This window comes from Streptomyces nigrescens, assembly GCF_027626975.1.
Lineage (GTDB): Bacteria > Actinomycetota > Actinomycetes > Streptomycetales > Streptomycetaceae > Streptomyces > Streptomyces nigrescens.
Genome location: NZ_CP114203.1, coordinates 4,587,032 through 4,602,711, shown reverse-complemented (window position 1 = coordinate 4,602,711; position 15,680 = coordinate 4,587,032). Strand labels below are relative to the sequence as shown.

The window sequence follows — 15,680 nt, the reverse complement described above, 5'->3', positions numbered from 1 at the left end:
GCTCCCTGTACGGTGTATGTCATCCGCTCACACCGTCCAGGGAGCCCGTATGTCCCCTGTGGCCTCCGACGCCACCACCACACTCCAGCCGCCGGGCCGGACCGCCGCCCGCTGGCTGATCCTCGCCGTCATCTGCCTCGCCCAGCTGACGGTCATCCTCGACAACACCGTCCTCAACGTCGCCATCCCCTCCCTCACCGAGGACCTGGGTGCCAGCACCGCCGACGTCCAGTGGATGATCAACGCGTATTCGCTGGTCCAGTCGGGCCTGCTGCTCACCGCCGGCAATTCCGCGGACCGCTACGGGCGCAAGAAAATGCTCGCCGTCGGCCTGGTGCTCTTCGGTGTCGCGTCGCTCGGCGCGGCGCTCGCCCAGTCGCCCGGTCAGCTGATCGCCGCCCGCGCCGGGATGGGCGTCGGCGGCGCGCTGCTGGTGACCACCACCCTCGCCGTCGTCATGCAGATCTTCGACGACGAGCGCCCCAAGGCCATCGGTATCTGGAGCTCGGTCAACTCCCTCGGCTTCGCCGCCGGACCGCTGATCGGCGGGGTGCTGCTCGACCACTTCTGGTGGGGTTCGCTGTTCCTGGTCAACCTCCCCGTCGCGGTGGTGGCGCTGACCGCCGTCCTCACCCTCGTCCCGGAGTCCAAGAGCCGCGCGGGCGAGCGGCCGGACCTCGTGGGTGCCCTGCTGTCCATGATCGGCATGGTCGGAGTGGTCTTCGCGATCATCTCGGGGCCGGTCACCGGCTGGCTGTCCGGCCGGGTGCTGGTCTCCGCCGCCATCGGCCTCGTCGGCCTCGCCGTCTTCGCGCTGTGGGAGCTGCGCGTCCCGTATCCGATGCTGGACATGCACTTCTTCCGCAACCGCCGCTTCATCGGGGCCGTCTCCGGCGGCATCCTCGTCGCCTTCGGGATGGGCGGCTCGATGTTCCTGCTCACCCAGCATCTGCAACTGGTCCTCGGTTACGGCCCGTTGGACGCCGGGCTGCGGATGGCGCCGCTCGCCGTCACCGTCATCCTGCTCAACTTCACCGGTCTGAGCGCGCGTCTGCTGCCCCGTCTCGGTACCCCCGGAATGATCGTCTCGGGGATGTCGCTGCTCGCGGCCGGCCTCGCCGCGATCTCCCTGCTCGGCGGGGACAGCTACGGCGGCATGCTGACCGGCCTGATCATGATGGGTGTCGGTGTCGCGCTCGCCATGCCGACGATGGCCAACGCCATCATGTCCGCGATCCCGCCGGCCAAGGCCGGAGTGGGGGCGGGCGTCAACGGCACCCTGATGGAGTTCGGCCAGGGGCTCGGCGTCGCCGTCCTCGGCGCGGTCCTCAACTCCCGCTTCGTCGCGCTGCTTCCGCTGGCCGCCGCGGGCGCCGGCTCACTGCCCGCGGCGCTCGCCAGGACCCGTACGGACGCCGAACGCACGGCCGTCCATGACGCCTTCGCCGCCGGAATCGGCACCAGCCAGCTCGTCGGCGCGGCCGCGGTGTTCCTGGGCGGGCTGGTCGCCGCCGTACTGCTGCGCCGGGCGGAGCGCACCGGCCAGGACACCGAGGCGCCTGCCACGCCCTCCGCCGCGGAACCGGCGGCCGCCTCGGCGGAATAGCATCATCGGCGGGTACGTGATCGTGAACGGTACGTACACACGGCACGTATGAGAACCCGTACGTGCCGTGCACCGGCGAGGACACCGAAGACGACACCGACGACGACACCCAGGACGTCGAAGACGCTCAGGGCAAGGAGGGGCGCCATGGCAGCGACGGACGGCCGCACCGGGAAGCGGCCGAACAGCGTCTGGCTGACCGAACGCCCCCCGCTCAAACGGAAGGCGGACCAGCCGGCCGGACTCGGCCTCGACAAGATCGTCGCGGCGACGGTCCGGCTGCTGGACGCCGAGGGCCTGGCGAAGTTCTCGATGCGCAGGCTCGCGGCCGAGCTCGGCGTCACCGCGATGTCCGTCTACTGGTACGTCGACACCAAGGACGACCTGCTGGAACTCGCCCTGGACAGCGTCATGGGCGAGATGCGGCTGCCGGACGAGGCCGACACCGAGCGGGACTGGCGGGACCATCTGCGCTCCCTGGCCGACGAGTACCGCACCCTGCTGACCGGCCACGCCTGGGTGGCCCGGTTGCTGGGCACGTACATCAACATCGGCCCGCACTCGATCGCCTTCTCCAACGCCAGCATGCGGGTGATGAAGGAGAGCGGGCTGTCGCTCCAGCAGATCACCGGCGGGCTGTCCGCCGTCTTCCAGTTCGTCTACGGCTTCGCCACCATCGAGGGCCTGTTCAACGACCGTTGCGCGGAGGCGGGGCTGCCCGTCGACGAGTACTTCCACCAGGTGATGACCGCGGTCGAGAGCCGTCCGGAGTTCGCGGAGACGCTGGAGAACACCACCAAGGTCATGGAGGCCCGCGGCGGCACCACCGTACGGGAGATGCGCGACCGCGACTTCGCCTTCGCCCTCGATCTGCAGATCGCGGGCATCGAGGCGATGCGCGGCCGGCCGGGGGACTGACGCGACCGGCGGGGGCTGACGCGACCGGCCGGGGACCGACCTGCGGGGGCCCGGGGAACCGACCGGCGTGGCCCCGGGGAGGGAAGACCGGAGGGCCTCACCCCATCGGCAGGCTCTCCCCCTGCACCGCCTGGACGTCCAGCTCGACCTTCAAGGTGGTCCCGATGGCCGCGATACCGGCCGCCACGACCTGGTTGTAGTTCATCTTGAAGTCCTCGCGGCGCAGTTCCGCGGTGGCCCGGAACGCGGCGCGCACCCCGCCCCACGGGTCGGGGCCGGTGCCGAGGTAGCTCAGATCGAGGTCCACCGGCCGTACGACGCCGTGCAGCGACAGCTCACCGTGCACCGTCCAGCGGTCCGGGCCGGCCGGTGCCAGGCCCGAGCTGCGGTAGGTGATCTGCGGGTACTCCTCGACGTTCAGGAAGTCCTCGGAGCGCAGATGGCCGTCGCGCATCCCGTTGCCGGTGTCGATGGACGCGGCCTTGATGTCCGCCTCGACCCGCGAGGCGGACAGGTCCTCGGCGATCTCGATCCGGCCGCTGAACTCGGTGAACCGGCCGTGCACGCTGGAGATCCCCAGGTGCTGGGCGACCGCGGCCACCGTCGAGTGCATCGGGTCGATGGTCCAGGCACCGGGCGGCGGCAGTTCGGCCCCGCCCTGCCGTGCCAGCACGACACTGCCCACGTCCATCCGGCCGCTGGCCGTCACGATCGCGCTGGAGGCGACCGGTGCGTAGCCGACGGCCGTCACGATCACCGTGTACGGGCCGGCCGGCAGCGGCTCCGCGCTGCGGATGGTGCCTTCGTCGTCCGCCGAGGCCCGCAGTACCTGCGCGCCGGTCATGTCGGTGACGGTCAGTACGGCGTGCTGGACCGCCCAGCCGTCCCGTGTGCGGACCTGCGCCCGCAGTCCTGCGGCTGCCGCGCCCGTCGAAGTCATTGCCTCTCCCGTTTGTTGCCTGGTGTGTCCCCCGCTCGTGGGCTCCCCGCCTGCTCGGACCGAGCCGAGCGGGGAGGGGAGCCGGGAGCGTGGGGAAGTGTTCGGGCTCCGGACGGCGGCGTGCAGGCCGTCCCCTGCCTGTGCGCAGCGCCGCCGCCGGAGCCCTTGGGTCCGGTCCGGGGCGCGTCCGCTCAAAGCGCGCCCCGGGCCGGGGTATTGCTCCCGGGTGAGATCCCCGGGCCCGGGGGATTCAGTCCCCCGGGGGGATTCAGTCGCCGGGGAGATTCAGTCGCCGGGGTGTGCGAGCTCGACGTCGTAGCCGTCGACCCCGCGTGCATCGACCGCGAGGCCGGTGGCGACGGGCGGGTAGCCGCTCGCGATGACGGTGTAGTCGCCGGCGTCCAGGTCGGTGAAGGCGTAGGCGCCGTCCTCCCCGGTCGTCGAGGTGGCGACGACATTGCCCGCCGCGTCCACCAGCGTGACCCGTGCGTCGGGCAGCGGCCGGCGGTGCGCACCGGCCCGCACGACGCCCTGCACCCGCGCGCCGGACAGCAGCTCGATCTCGATCCGGGTGGTGCCCTGGCCGCCGATCTCGACCGGCAGTGCGGCCGGGCGGTGGTCCGGGGCGTTCACCGCGACGGTGAAGGTACCGGGCGCCAGCTCGTCGAAGGCGAAGTGGCCCTCGGCGCCGGTCTTTCCGGTGGCCAGCACCTCGCCGCGGACGTCGGTGACGACGACCATCGCCCCGTCGACCGGTGCGCCGGTGGCCGCGCTGCGGACCTGGCCGCCGAGGCCGCTGGTGCCGCTGAGCAGGATGTCGTAGGCGTGCGGCTGGTCGCCGATGACGACCGTGGAGGCCTGCGGCTGGTGGCCGTCGGCCGCGGCGATCAGCACATACGAACCGGCGCCGGGGGCGCTGAGCACGTACGAGCCGTTCGCCTGGGCGACCGCGCGGCCCAACTGCCGCCCGCTGAGCGAGATCAGCGTCACCGCGGAGCGCGGTACGGGGTGGCCCTCCGCGTTGCGGACGAAGCCGTGGACCGCGGAACCGGCCGGGGTGTTGTCCCCGCCGCCGGCCGAGGCGTACGCCGCCAGCGGCTGGGTGGCCGTCGCCACGGCCGGCCGCGCCCAGGAGGGGGTGTGCGCCTCGTCGTCCGGGGCGACCGGCGCGGCGCCCACCAGGGCGGGCTCCCGCTCCTCGGCCTGCGCCGGGACGACGGCCTCCGACGAGGCCTCCGACAGGGTGGCGGACGGGGTGGCGGACGGGGTCGCCGCGACCGCTGCGTCCTGCGAGCTCTGGGCCAGTCCGCCACGCGTCTTCAACGCGACCTCCTTGATGAACAGGGTGAAGAGGAAGGCGAGCAGCGCGCAGGGCGCCGCGTAGAGGAACACATCGCCGACACCGTGGCCGTAGGCGCTCTCCATGACGGTGCGCAGCGGCGCCGGGAGGGAGTCCAGGTCGGGGATGCCGCCGCCGCTGTTGCCGGCGTGCGCGGCGGCCTTGGCGGCCTTGGGGCCGAGGTCGGCCAGACCGTCCTTGACGTAGTGGTCGACACGGTTGGCGAGCACCGCACCGAGGGCCGACACGCCCACCGCACCACCGAGGGAGCGGAAGAAGGTCACGACGGACGAGGCGGAGCCGAGGTCCTCGGGGGCCACCTGGTTCTGCGTGGCGAGCACCAGGTTCTGCATCATCATGCCGATGCCGAGACCCATCAGGGCCATGTAGATCGCGATGTGCCAGTACTCGGTGTCGTAGCGGATGGTGCCCAGCAGGCCGAGGCCCGCGGTCACCAGCACACCGCCACTGACCAGCCACGCCTTCCACTTGCCGGTCTTGGTGATGACCTGGCCCGAGACGGTGGACGAGATGAACAGGCCACCGATCATCGGGATCGTCAGGACGCCGGACATCGTCGGCGACTCGCCGCGCGCCAGCTGGAAGTACTGGCTGAAGAAGACGGTGCCGGCGAACATCGCGATACCGACGAACAGCGAGGCCAGCGACGCCAGGGTGATCGTCTTGTTGCGGAACAGCCGCAACGGGATGATCGGCTCCTTGGCCTTGGTCTCGACGAAGACGAAGATCGCGCCGAGCACGACCGCGCCGCCGACCATCGCGGCGGTCTGCCACGACATCCAGTCGTACTTGTCACCGGCCAGCGTCACCCACACCAGCAGCAGTGAGACCGCCGCGCTGATGAAGAACGCGCCCGCCCAGTCGACCTTGACGCCCTCGCGCTTGACGACGGGGAGCTTCAGGGTCTTCTGCAGCACGATCAGCGCGATGACGGCGAACGGGACGCCGACGTAGAAGCACCAGCGCCAGCCGAGCCAGTCGGTGTCGGTGATGACGCCGCCGAGCAGCGGGCCGCCGACGGTGGCGACGGCGAAGGTGGCACCGAGGTAGCCGCTGTAACGCCCGCGCTCCCGCGGCGAGATCATGGCGGCCATGACGATCTGGGCCAGGGCGGACAGACCGCCCACGCCTATGCCCTGCACCACGCGGCAGGCGATCAGCATCCCGGTGTTCTGCGAGAGACCGGCGACGACCGAGCCCGCGACATAGATGACCAGCGCGAACTGCACCAGCAGCTTCTTGCTGAACAGATCGGAGAGCTTGCCCCACAGCGGGGTGGTCGCGGTCATCGCGAGCAGCGAAGCGGTGACGACCCAGGTGTAGGCGCTCTGGCCGCCGTCGAGGTCATGAATGATCTCGGGCAGCGCGTTGGAAACGATCGTCGACGACAGAATGGCGACGAACATGCCGAGCAGCAGCCCGGACAACGCCTCCATGATCTGTCGGTGCGTCATCGGGGCCCCGTCGGAGGCGTGCTGTCCGCCTCCGTGTTTGGCGTGGCCGCCCCGCACACCGGCTGGTGTGGTCGTAGCCATGTAGTTCCTTTTCATCCTGCGGGTGTACGGGTGAGGGAGTCGTGATGCGCCCGGGTGCGGCAGTCGCCGAAGCTCGTGCGGAGCCTGGCGAGGAGCTCGACGAGGTGCCCGACGTCGGCGTCGGACCAGTCGTCCAGGTACCGGGCGAGCGCCGCCGTGTAACGCTCGGCGAGCTCCTCCAGGAGCGCGGTGCCGCTCGGGGTCAGCCGCAGCAGCCGCGACCGCTTGTCCGCCGGATCAGGCTTCCGCTCGATCCAGCCGCGCTCGGCGACATGGGCGACATGCCGGCTGGTCACCGACATGTCGATCGCGAGCAGCTCGGCGAGCTGGCTCATCCGCATCTCACCGTGCCGGTCGAGAAGGGTGAGCACACCGGCCGACGCGGGCGGGCAGTCCTGGGGCAGCATCCGCCCCATCTCCCGCTTGACGGCACCGATGGCACTGAGTTGCCTGGCCAGCTCCTCGAACTGACTGTGAGCGGCCACCGGCTCCTCCAAGCGATCGTTCGCACTCTTCGCATCTTTTGTTGCTTGGGGCAACCATAAGCAATGTTGGTTGCTGAAGGCAAACGATTCGTCCAGCCTTGAAGTAAAGGGAGCCAAAAGTCTGGCCCGGCGATTGGTCAATGGAGCCGACGCGACCCGTAAACCCGCAGGTCGGAGGCGGGATGGCGGCCGCTGGCCGATACCGGCCGGTAGCAGGACACCCTCACACGAGCCGCCCGCCCCCTCGCCCACACCCCGTACGCGGCCCGTGTCCGCTCCGTAGGCGCCCCCGCGGCTGCTGCGCACACGCCCCAAGGGTGCCGCTCCGCCCCCGGTTCGCTAGGGTCCTTCCCCATGGCGACCAACCCGCAGAACCAGGCCGGCGGCAACTACGACCCGGCGGGCAGCACGCAGATGTTCCGCGCCTTCGTGGACGAGGGCGGCACCCCGCAGACCGGCGGCCGCCGCGCCCCGGCCCCGCAGCAGTCGGCCGGCCCCCGCGTGGGCGTCATCGTCGGCGTCATCGTCGCCATCCTGGTCATCGCGGGCGCGGCCTGGCTGGCGCTCGCCTGACGCACCTCTTCACAACTGCCTTCATGCGCACGGGGCCCGGCATCGCGATGCCGGGCCCTTGATCTTGCCGTCCGGCGGTCAGGTCACACGCCCACCCCTGCTCTCCGCGATCCGCAGCGCGTCCCGCAGCGCTTCACACAGCCTGTGGACACAGAAGCGGAGTTCTTGGGCGGTCGTCTCCACCGGCCCGTTCATCAGCTCGGCGGCCTGTTGGAGCCGGGGGTGACGGCGCGGCCGCCGTGGCTGGGACGTGACGGTGCCATGGTGTGGCGTGCCTACCTTGTTCCCGTGATCGAATTTGCACCCAAGGGCCTTCCGGAAGATTTGGCGGCCGGTGGCTCATCCAACGACGCCTAGCTCTATGGACTACGACCCGACGCGGCCCAAGTGGACGCAGATTGCCGACGTGATCCGTGCGCGGATCGCGGACGGCACGTACCCTCCGCGCCAGCTCATTTCCGAGGTGCGGATGGAGCAGGAATTCGGCGTCGCGCGCGTGACCATCCGCAAGGTCACCGCCGCCCTCAGGGAAGAAGGGCTCATCGTCACCACACCCGGCATGGGCTCCTTCGTGACGGAGCGGCGACCGGGTGCCTGACGCCATGGTTCGTCCAGGTGTGGCCCCGGCGGGCGCGAATCGCCGGGGCCGTCTCAAGACCGTTCCGTAATCAGGGGCGAGCCCCTCTCAGACGCAGCTGATGGGTCCCCCGGGCGACGGCTGGTACAGGTACCAGACCACGAAGAACTGCAGTGCCACCAGCGGGACGTCGACGACGAGGGCAGCGATCGCGAGCTTGCCCGGCCAGCTGTCGCCCACCCATGTGTCGCGTCGCCGGGCGCGCCTGGCGAGCCACCAGAACAGTGCGAGAGCGAGTATCCCGCAGGCCAGCGCGCCGTAGGCGCTGAGGTAGATCTGCCAGGTCAGCGGGAGGTCCCCGCAGTGTGCCCACTCCGCGGCGACATGTGCGTCGTCAGCCTTGCTGTAGGCGGTGAGACCGCCCACGCCGAGCAGCGCGAAGAGCGGGACGAGCAGTGGGGAGCGTCGGGTGCTGGTGGAGGTGTCAGTCATCAGTACCAATCCGGGTGTGGGCGCACGATGCGCACCCGCTGCTGTCCCTCGCCCTTCTCCACTGCCGGGAGACGGCCTTGCAAACTCGCGTTCTGATACGGGTCGCTGTGCTGTGTGTACTTGATCTCGCCGTCCGGCATCACCCCGGTGACGATCGCGGCGTGGTGCGCCGCCCCCTTCTGCAGCCCGTCGTTCGGGCCGGCCTGGTCGTAGTAAATGATGTCGCCGGGCCGGGCCTGCGAGCGATCAATCTCTTCGCCACCGTGTTTGAGCATGAAGCTCTTCTGGTTCTCTGCTCCGGCCCATGTCTTGGAGTGCCCGAGAGAGCGGTCCACCTGCTCGAAACCGGGCAGGGGAATTCCCGTCGGGTTGCCCTTCATCCAGGTGTCGTCTCCGCGGGTTCCCGCCCAGAAGGAGGTCTTCTCCTGCATCCCGGAATGGGCCAGGGCGTTGGACACGAAATTGGTGCAGTTGTTGCCGAAGTCGACGGGATCCTCTTGGTTCCAGTTCTCCAGCGCGTACTCCACCATCTTCACCCGGTCGAACTTCCCGTCCGTGCCGCGCATTTCACGCTTCGTGCTCTCGGGAATGCCGTCCAGCTGCGCGAGTTTAACGGGCTCGGCGCGCATCATGTCGTACTGCTGCTTCTCGCTCAGGCCGTTCCACCAGGCACGTACCGCGGCCGGGTCGGTGTTCGGCTTCGGGATCTCGGCGGCGAGGATGTCCATCTCGACGTGCGAGGCGCGGTTCTGTTCCTTGAGCGCCTTTTCCGGGTCGCTGATGCCGACCATGCCTGCCAGTCGGTACAGCTCGGCCGCGGTCTTTTCGTCCGCTTCCGTCGCCTGCCGCAGCGCGTGTGCGCGCAGCGCGACGATGTCGTTGTACGCCTGCTGCGTGTCCGCGCCTGCGTTCGGGGCGGGGCATTGCAGCGGCATGCCGTCGTCGCCGAGGGGAAGGTCGTGAGCCCGGGAGAGGTCGGTGATCTGGCATGCGGTGCTCATCGCCGTTTCCAGGCTGCTGTGCATGCCTTCCATGACCATTTTGACGCTGAGCAACAAGTCGTACGCCGACTCCAGTTGATCCGCCAGCTTCACGAAGTCGCCGGCCGCCGCCGCGCCGACCTCGTCGGCCCAGTTGTCGGCGAGGGGCTTGGCTCCCTGCTCGCGTACGTCGTTCGCGGCGTTCAGCGCGTACTTCGCCAGCGCCGCCCAGTCGTCCGCGGCGTCCTTCCACTTCTGGGGGTGGGCGCTGATGAGTTCCGCGTAGGTGACCACGGTCAGTGCCTCCCCAGGTCCTGCATGCCGGCCCGCAGCCGTGCGACCGCTTCCTGGTCCGCGGCGTCGTAGCTGTCGGCGGAGTCCTGCAGCCGCTGCCCCAGTTCGCCCATCTTCTTGGCGAGCTCGATCATGTGGTCCTGCCAGGCGGTGCGGCACGACTCCACGGCGTTTCCGGACTTCCAGAACATGGCGTCGAAGTAGACGTCCTGAGAGCTGTCGAGGCTGTGTGACAGGCGCCGTTGGGTGTCGCTCGACAGCGCCTTCATGTCATCGCCGGTGCTGCGGACCTTCGCGGTGTCCACCCGTATGTCACCCACTGGTGACCCCCGTTGTGTGTGATCCCCCTCCGCACATGGCCATGGGCATGACCAGTGCGCCGTACATCCAACACCGTAGGAGGGGGAAGAAGGAGCTTGCTGGAGGGGGTTCCACCAGGCGTTTCTGCCCGAAAATGGGTCAGATCAGGAAGGGGGTAAGGGTGCGCGAGTCGTCCGGCGAGGCCGAGGGGCGCCGGCCTTGTCGTCCGGCCGGCCATCCCCGTACGGGTGCCCGGCGCTCCGGGCTCCCGTACGGGTGTCAGGGCCTCAGCCCGCTCCCACCAGCCGCTCCGCGGACCGGTGTGCCGTGTCCAGTACGCCGCCCAGTGCTCCGTAGACCAGCCGGCCCGCGCGCTTGACCGGGCGGCCGTCCACCAGGACCGTGTCGATGTTTCCGGGGTGGGCGGCGGTCACCACGGCTCCGATCGGATCGTGGGCGACCGGGGCGAGGTTGAGTGCGTCGGCGCGCAGGAGGACGAGGTCGGCGCGTTTGCCGATGCCCAGTGAGCCGACCTCGTCGGCGAGGCCGAGGGCCTGGGCGCCCTCCGCGGTGGCCATCCGCAGGACATCGGCCGCCTTGACCGTGGGCGTATCGGCCTCGCCGTCACCGTCGCCGTCGAAGTGGCTGCTCATCAGTGTGGCGCGCATCTGGGAGAACATGTCGCCCGGTGCCGAGGTCACCGCGTCCGCGCCCAGGCCGGTCGGGATGCCCGCCCGGCGCAGCCGCCCCGCCATCGGTGCGCCGAACCGCATCGAGGCCTCGATCGCCGGCGTGATCGCCACCGCACCGCCGGACTCGGCGATCAGCCGCAGCTCGGAGTCGGGCAGGGAATTGCCGTGCACATAGAGGGTGCCGGCGGTGAGCAGGCCCTGCTCCTGGAGGGCGGTGATCGGCCGCATCGCCACCGGGCCGGCGGTCACATGGACGGCGATGGGCAGCCCCAGCTCACGGGCGAGCAGCCAGTCCTCCCGGACGGTCTCCGGTGGGGCGAAGGAGGGGCCGACGGGGGCCAGGGCCATCGTGAGCAGCGCGTCGCGGGAGGGGAAGTACCGGGTGCGGACCTGCCGCACCCAGTCGGCCTGCCGGGCGGTGTCGTCGAAGACGGGGTAGCCGTAGCCGAAGACGGCGCGGATGCCCGCCTCCTCCAGCGCCTCGACGGCGGCGGCGCTGTGCTCCGGCGTGTACTGGACGTGCGAGAAGTCCTGCACGGTGGTGACGCCCGAGTCCAGGCACTCCAGCGCGCCGAGGAGGTTGCCGGTGTACACATCGGCGGGCGTGAAGCGGCCGGAGAGGTCGCCGAGGATCCGGCCGAGATAGCTGTCGAGGCTCTCGTCGACCGCGGCGGACCGCAGTACGGCCTGCCACAGGTGCCGGTGGGTGTCGACGAAGCCGGGCAGCACGATCAGATTGCGGGCGTCGATCACCTCCAGGCCGGGGTCGGCCTCGTCGAAGGGCAGCGCGCGGCCCACGGCGGCGATCCTGCCCTCCTCGACGAGGACATCGGTGTGCGGGTGGACGACGGGGTGGGGGGCGGTGTCGATGACCAGGCCGCCGCGCAGAAGCAGGCGCGGTGAGTGGTGGCGCTCGATTCCCATGGCAAGTCACCCTCTACACGTTCGGAAGAAAGCTTTATAGAAAGCTATCATGGTGCTGATCTATCCTGCCGACGTGACCGCACCACCCGGACCGCGCCCTGACCCCGTCGACGCGCTGATGGACGCCTGGCACACCGAGCTGCCGGACGTGCTCCGCCCGACGACGGAACTCTCGAAGCGCATAGCCCAGCTCGCCCGCGCCCTGGACCAGGCCACCCGCGGGGTGCTGCCCGAACTCGGCCTCACCGTCGCCGAGTTCGACATCCTGGTCGCTCTGCGCCGGGCGGGTGAGCCGTACCGTATGAAGCCGAACGAACTGGCCCGCTCCCTGCTGCTCTCCTCCGGCGGCATCAGCAACGTCGTCAACCACCTCGCCGGCCGCGGCCTCGTCCGCCGCGAGCCCTCACCGGACGACGGCCGGAGCACCATGATCAGCCTGACCCCGGAGGGGGTGCGGACCGCCGAGCGGGCCGTCCGCGCCAACGCCGACGCCCACGAGGCCGTCTTCGCCGAGGCCTCCGCCACATCCGTGGACGCGGCCACCCGGGCCCTGCGCGAGGTGGACATACGGCACAGCCCCGCCCCGCGCCCCCTACGGACCGGACGGAACCCCAGCCGGTCCTGAGGCCGCGGCCCGGGGACGGGGAGGGGCGGACGGGGCGGGGCGGGGTGACGAGCCGGGCCCGGGGTGCGGCGCTGAGCCCCGGACCAGGGGTGGGCCCGGGGCCCCGTGACGCGGGCAGTCGCCGGAAAGCGGCCGCCCGAGCCTGGTCGGCAGCGGCCTGGACCTAGGCCTGGACCTAGGCCTGGTCGGCCGCGGCCTGGAGTGCGGCGATATCGATCTTCTTCATGCCGAACATGGCCTTCATGGCGCGGGCCGCGCGCTCCTGGTCCGGGTCGTTGAGCATCTCCGCCATACCGCCGGGCGCCACCTGCCAGGACAGCCCGTACTTGTCCTTCAGCCAGCCGCAGGGGCCCTCCTCGCCGCCCTCGGAGAGCTTGGCCCAGTAGTAGTCGATCTCGTCCTGGTCGGCGCAGTCGATCATCAACGAGATCGCCTCGCTGAAGGTGAACTCCGGACCGCCGTTGAGGGCGAGGTACTCCTGGCCGTCGAGCTCGAATTCCACCGTCAGCACGGTGCCGGCCGGCCGCGGGCCCGCCTCGTTGTAATAGGTGACGGTCTTGATCTTCGAGTTCGGGAACACCGAGCAGTAGAACTCGGCGGCTTCCTTGCCCTGGGTGTCGAACCAGAGGTTGGGGATGATCTTGGGCATGGTCTTCTCCCTGAGACGGGGTCGCGGCCGGTGGCTGCGTCTGTGCCTCTATAGACCGTCGCACCGCTCGGAAGTCATCGCTATCCAGGGACGTGGTTTCGCGGGCCGACGGAAGGGGAGCGGAACGGCCCGGCCCCGGGGCGGCGGCCTCTGGCCTCGCCTCCCCGGTGGCCTCGCCTCCCCGGTGGCCTCCCAGGCGGCCTCACTTCCAGGTGAAGGTCACGTCCTTGGTGTCGATGTGCATGCCCGCCGGCACCCGCCAGCCGTCCACGCACACCCGCCAGCTGGCCGTCTTCTTCCTCCCCGGGGCGAGTGGCAGCGGAAGCTTGTGGGTGGAGGTGACCGTGGCCCAGTCGATGCCGAGGGCGCCGATGATGTGGGTCCCGAAGGTGACCGTGCCGGCGGTGACGGGCCGGTCGCCGGTGTGCAGGAAGTCGAGGGTGACCCGCTCGCACCAGCGGACGTCGGTGCCGGACCGGCCGGGCATGCCGATCAGCAGGCCGTCGGGGGCGTCCGGGCCGGCCGGAAGGGTGGGGGAGGGCGGATCGGGCGCGGGGGAGCCGTGCGGTGGGGAGGGATCGCCGGGGCGCGAGGGGGAGTTGGGTGAGCCGGGTGACGACGGGGGTGTGGTGCCGTCGCCGTGGCCGGGGCGCGTGCCCGTGGGAGGAGTGGAGGGGCCAGGTCGGGCACCGGATGCGCCCGGGGGGCGTGCGCCGTCGGCCGCAGCCCCCTTGCCGGAGCCGCCGGACGCCCCCGCGCCGGCCCGGCCGGTCCTCCTGCCGCCGTCACTGCTGCCACTGCTGTCGCTGCCGCCGCTTCCGTTCCGTTCACGGCCTCCGTCGCCGTCCAGCGGCGTCAGTTCGACGCCGCCCTCGGGCGGTACGGCCCGGTTCGGCACCCGGCCGTCGGCGGGGCCTGCCGCGCCCACCGCGGCATGGCCGGTGCCGGCCGCGCTCCCGCAACCGGTCAGCAGGACACCCAGACACAGCACGGCCGCGGAGGCGGAGGCAACAGTCGTCGTCCGTCGCATCGGGCCAGTGTTGCTGACGGTGCGTCAGGTGTACAGGTGGTCGGGAGCCCGGCTCGGGTATGGCCGGATGGTGACCCTGGTGCGAACGCCACGGCGACGGGCCCTTGACCTCAACTTCGGTCGAGCTTCTAGCGTCGGCCCGTATGACGACGGATCACACACGCCTCGATGTCACCGCTCTCGCCGCCCAGCCCATCGCCTACTGGACCTGGGCCGCGGCCCAGGCGCTGCTCCGGCACATCCGCGGCGCCATGGCCCGGGAGGACCTCTCCCAGCCGCAGTGGTGGACGCTCAGCCATGTGGACGGCGCCGAGCGGGGTCTCACCCGTGTGGAAGTCTGTGCCCGGCTGGACGCGTACCTCGGCGAGCTGGGGCCGGATGCGATGGGGCACGCGGTCGACAGCCTTCTCCACCGGGGCTGGCTCATCGCCGACGGCGCCGGCCGGCTGACGCTCACGGACGACGGGCGGGCGGCCAAGGTCCGTATCAAGTCCCTGGTCGACGGGCTGCGTTCAGAGATTCACGAGGGCATCACGGACGAGGAGTACGCCGCCGCGCTGACCGTTCTCCAGCGCATGATCCGCAATGTCGGCGGTGCGGCGGCACCCCGCTGATGCCGCGAGGAGGCGGGGCTGCGGAACCGCGGACGGGGCACACGAGCCGCGGACGGCCCGCACAGGCCCTCCGGGCAGCTGGGACGCGCATCTCCTGTGCGACGCCCCCGCTTTCCTCCTGCTCCTCTTGCAACTGTCCGCCGAGCGGCACGAAGCGTCGTACGGCCCCTCGGCGGACCGTTCCTCAGTCGGAGATGAGGCCCTCGCGCAGCTGCGCCAGGGTGCGGGTGAGCAACCGGGAGACATGCATCTGGGAGATGCCGACCTCCTCGCCGATCTGGGACTGCGTCATGTTGGCGAAGAAGCGCAGCATGATGATCTGGCGCTCACGGGCCGGGAGTTTGGCCAGCAGCGGCTTGAGCGACTCGCGGTACTCCACGCCTTCCAGGGCGCTGTCCTCGTAGCCGAGGCGGTCCGCGAGGGAGCCCTCGCCGCCGTCGTCCTCGGGGGAGGGGGAGTCGAGCGAGGAGGCGGTGTAGGCGTTGCCGACGGCCAGCCCGTCGACCACGTCCTCCTCCGACACCCCCAGGCACAGGGCCAGTTCGGGAACGGTCGGGGAGCGGTCCAGCTTCTGGGAGAGCTCGTCACTGGCCTTGGTGAGGGCGAGCCGCAGCTCCTGGAGCCGGCGCGGGACCCGCACCGACCACGAGGTGTCGCGGAAGAAGCGCTTGATCTCGCCGACCACGGTAGGCATCGCGAACGTCGGGAATTCCACGCCGCGTTCGCAATCGAAACGGTCGATCGCCTTGATCAGACCGATGGTGCCGACCTGGACGATGTCCTCCATCGGCTCGTTGCGGCTGCGGAATCGGGCGGCCGCATAGCGGACGAGCGGGAGGTTCAGCTCGATGAGTGTGTCGCGTACGTACGTACGCTCCGCGCAGTCCTTGTCGAGCGAGGCCAGCCGCAGGAACAGGGAGCGGGAGAGCGTGCGGGTATTGATGGCGTCGTCGTCATGCACGTGCGGTGCGGGCGCGGGAATCGCGGGAAGCACCTTCGAGCTGCCCAGTTCTACGGACATGCCACCCCCTTGAGGTCGCGGTCGGGTCGCTGCGGCGTCCTCGGACCGGGGTGGACCGAGGAGTT

16 protein-coding genes are annotated in these 15,680 nt (G+C 70.6%); 6 read left to right on the top strand and 10 right to left on the bottom strand.

What is annotated here, in order from left to right; translation table 11 throughout:
* Positions 1-49 precede the first annotated feature (49 nt).
* Together STRNI_RS20525 and STRNI_RS20520 are read left to right on the top strand one after the other, a co-directional pair.
* On the top strand, positions 50-1,606 hold the full coding sequence (locus STRNI_RS20525; RefSeq protein ID WP_277411763.1) for an MFS transporter: 1,557 nt from the start codon (positions 50-52) through the stop codon (positions 1,604-1,606).
* Between the two features lie 147 nt (positions 1,607-1,753).
* Positions 1,754-2,524: a TetR/AcrR family transcriptional regulator gene (locus STRNI_RS20520; RefSeq protein WP_277411762.1), complete on the top strand. Its 771-nt coding sequence runs from the start codon at positions 1,754-1,756 to the stop codon at positions 2,522-2,524.
* 97 nt (positions 2,525-2,621) lie between these two features.
* On the opposite strand, the gene STRNI_RS20515 is transcribed toward STRNI_RS20520, so the two are convergent.
* The 3 genes from STRNI_RS20515 to STRNI_RS20505 form a co-directional block, all read right to left on the bottom strand.
* Entirely contained in the window at positions 2,622-3,464 is an 843-nt protein-coding gene (locus STRNI_RS20515; protein ID WP_277411761.1) for a YceI family protein, read from the bottom strand.
* Between the two features lie 285 nt (positions 3,465-3,749).
* Positions 3,750-6,278 carry an MFS transporter gene (locus STRNI_RS20510; protein ID WP_465270487.1) on the bottom strand — a complete coding sequence of 843 codons (2,529 nt, stop codon included), beginning with the start codon at positions 6,276-6,278 and terminating at the stop codon, positions 3,750-3,752.
* Positions 6,279-6,370: 92 nt separating this feature from the next.
* Positions 6,371-6,844 (bottom strand): MarR family winged helix-turn-helix transcriptional regulator, encoded by a 474-nt coding sequence (locus tag STRNI_RS20505; RefSeq protein WP_018089838.1) that lies wholly within the window; start codon positions 6,842-6,844, stop codon positions 6,371-6,373.
* A gap of 354 nt (positions 6,845-7,198) precedes the next feature.
* Here STRNI_RS20505 and STRNI_RS20500 point away from each other — a divergent pair, with 354 nt between their 5' ends.
* The gene (locus tag STRNI_RS20500; protein ID WP_109891247.1) at positions 7,199-7,417 is read left to right on the top strand and encodes a hypothetical protein; all 219 of its coding nucleotides are present in this window, start codon (positions 7,199-7,201) and stop codon (positions 7,415-7,417) included.
* 361 nt (positions 7,418-7,778) lie between these two features.
* The gene (locus STRNI_RS20495) at positions 7,779-8,015 is read left to right on the top strand and encodes a GntR family transcriptional regulator (RefSeq protein ID WP_266440978.1); all 237 of its coding nucleotides are present in this window, start codon (positions 7,779-7,781) and stop codon (positions 8,013-8,015) included.
* Positions 8,016-8,102: 87 nt separating this feature from the next.
* Here the strand turns inward: STRNI_RS20495 and STRNI_RS20490 are convergent, their stop codons facing one another.
* From STRNI_RS20490 to STRNI_RS20475, 4 genes are all read right to left on the bottom strand, one after another.
* The gene (locus STRNI_RS20490) at positions 8,103-8,486 is read right to left on the bottom strand and encodes a hypothetical protein (protein ID WP_266440976.1); all 384 of its coding nucleotides are present in this window, start codon (positions 8,484-8,486) and stop codon (positions 8,103-8,105) included.
* Entirely contained in the window at positions 8,486-9,760 is a 1,275-nt protein-coding gene (locus STRNI_RS20485; protein ID WP_277411760.1) for an amidase domain-containing protein, read from the bottom strand. The genes STRNI_RS20490 and STRNI_RS20485 overlap by 1 nt, the downstream gene beginning before the upstream one ends.
* A 2-nt stretch (positions 9,761-9,762) precedes the next feature.
* Positions 9,763-10,080, bottom strand: coding sequence for a WXG100 family type VII secretion target (locus STRNI_RS20480; protein WP_277411759.1), 318 nt, complete (start codon positions 10,078-10,080; stop codon positions 9,763-9,765).
* A gap of 267 nt (positions 10,081-10,347) precedes the next feature.
* The gene (locus tag STRNI_RS20475) at positions 10,348-11,676 is read right to left on the bottom strand and encodes an amidohydrolase family protein (RefSeq protein ID WP_277411758.1); all 1,329 of its coding nucleotides are present in this window, start codon (positions 11,674-11,676) and stop codon (positions 10,348-10,350) included.
* Between the two features lie 73 nt (positions 11,677-11,749).
* Here STRNI_RS20475 and STRNI_RS20470 point away from each other — a divergent pair, with 73 nt between their 5' ends.
* On the top strand, positions 11,750-12,301 hold the full coding sequence (locus tag STRNI_RS20470; RefSeq protein ID WP_229838096.1) for a MarR family winged helix-turn-helix transcriptional regulator: 552 nt from the start codon (positions 11,750-11,752) through the stop codon (positions 12,299-12,301).
* 175 nt (positions 12,302-12,476) lie between these two features.
* Here the strand turns inward: STRNI_RS20470 and STRNI_RS20465 are convergent, their stop codons facing one another.
* Both STRNI_RS20465 and STRNI_RS20460 read right to left on the bottom strand, forming a co-directional pair.
* Positions 12,477-12,950 (bottom strand): VOC family protein, encoded by a 474-nt coding sequence (locus STRNI_RS20465; protein ID WP_018089844.1) that lies wholly within the window; start codon positions 12,948-12,950, stop codon positions 12,477-12,479.
* 202 nt (positions 12,951-13,152) lie between these two features.
* Positions 13,153-13,980, bottom strand: a complete 828-nt coding sequence (locus STRNI_RS20460; protein WP_277411757.1) for a hypothetical protein — start codon at positions 13,978-13,980, stop codon at positions 13,153-13,155.
* A 143-nt stretch (positions 13,981-14,123) separates the two neighbouring features.
* On the opposite strand from STRNI_RS20460, the gene STRNI_RS20455 reads away from it, so the two are divergent.
* Positions 14,124-14,594, top strand: coding sequence for a MarR family winged helix-turn-helix transcriptional regulator (locus tag STRNI_RS20455; protein ID WP_159487218.1), 471 nt, complete (start codon positions 14,124-14,126; stop codon positions 14,592-14,594).
* Positions 14,595-14,778: 184 nt separating this feature from the next.
* Here STRNI_RS20455 and STRNI_RS20450 read toward each other — a convergent pair whose 3' ends face one another.
* Complete coding sequence (locus STRNI_RS20450) at positions 14,779-15,615, bottom strand: RNA polymerase sigma factor SigF (protein ID WP_026169669.1); 837 nt, start codon at positions 15,613-15,615, stop codon at positions 14,779-14,781.
* Positions 15,616-15,680: the final 65 nt, after the last annotated feature.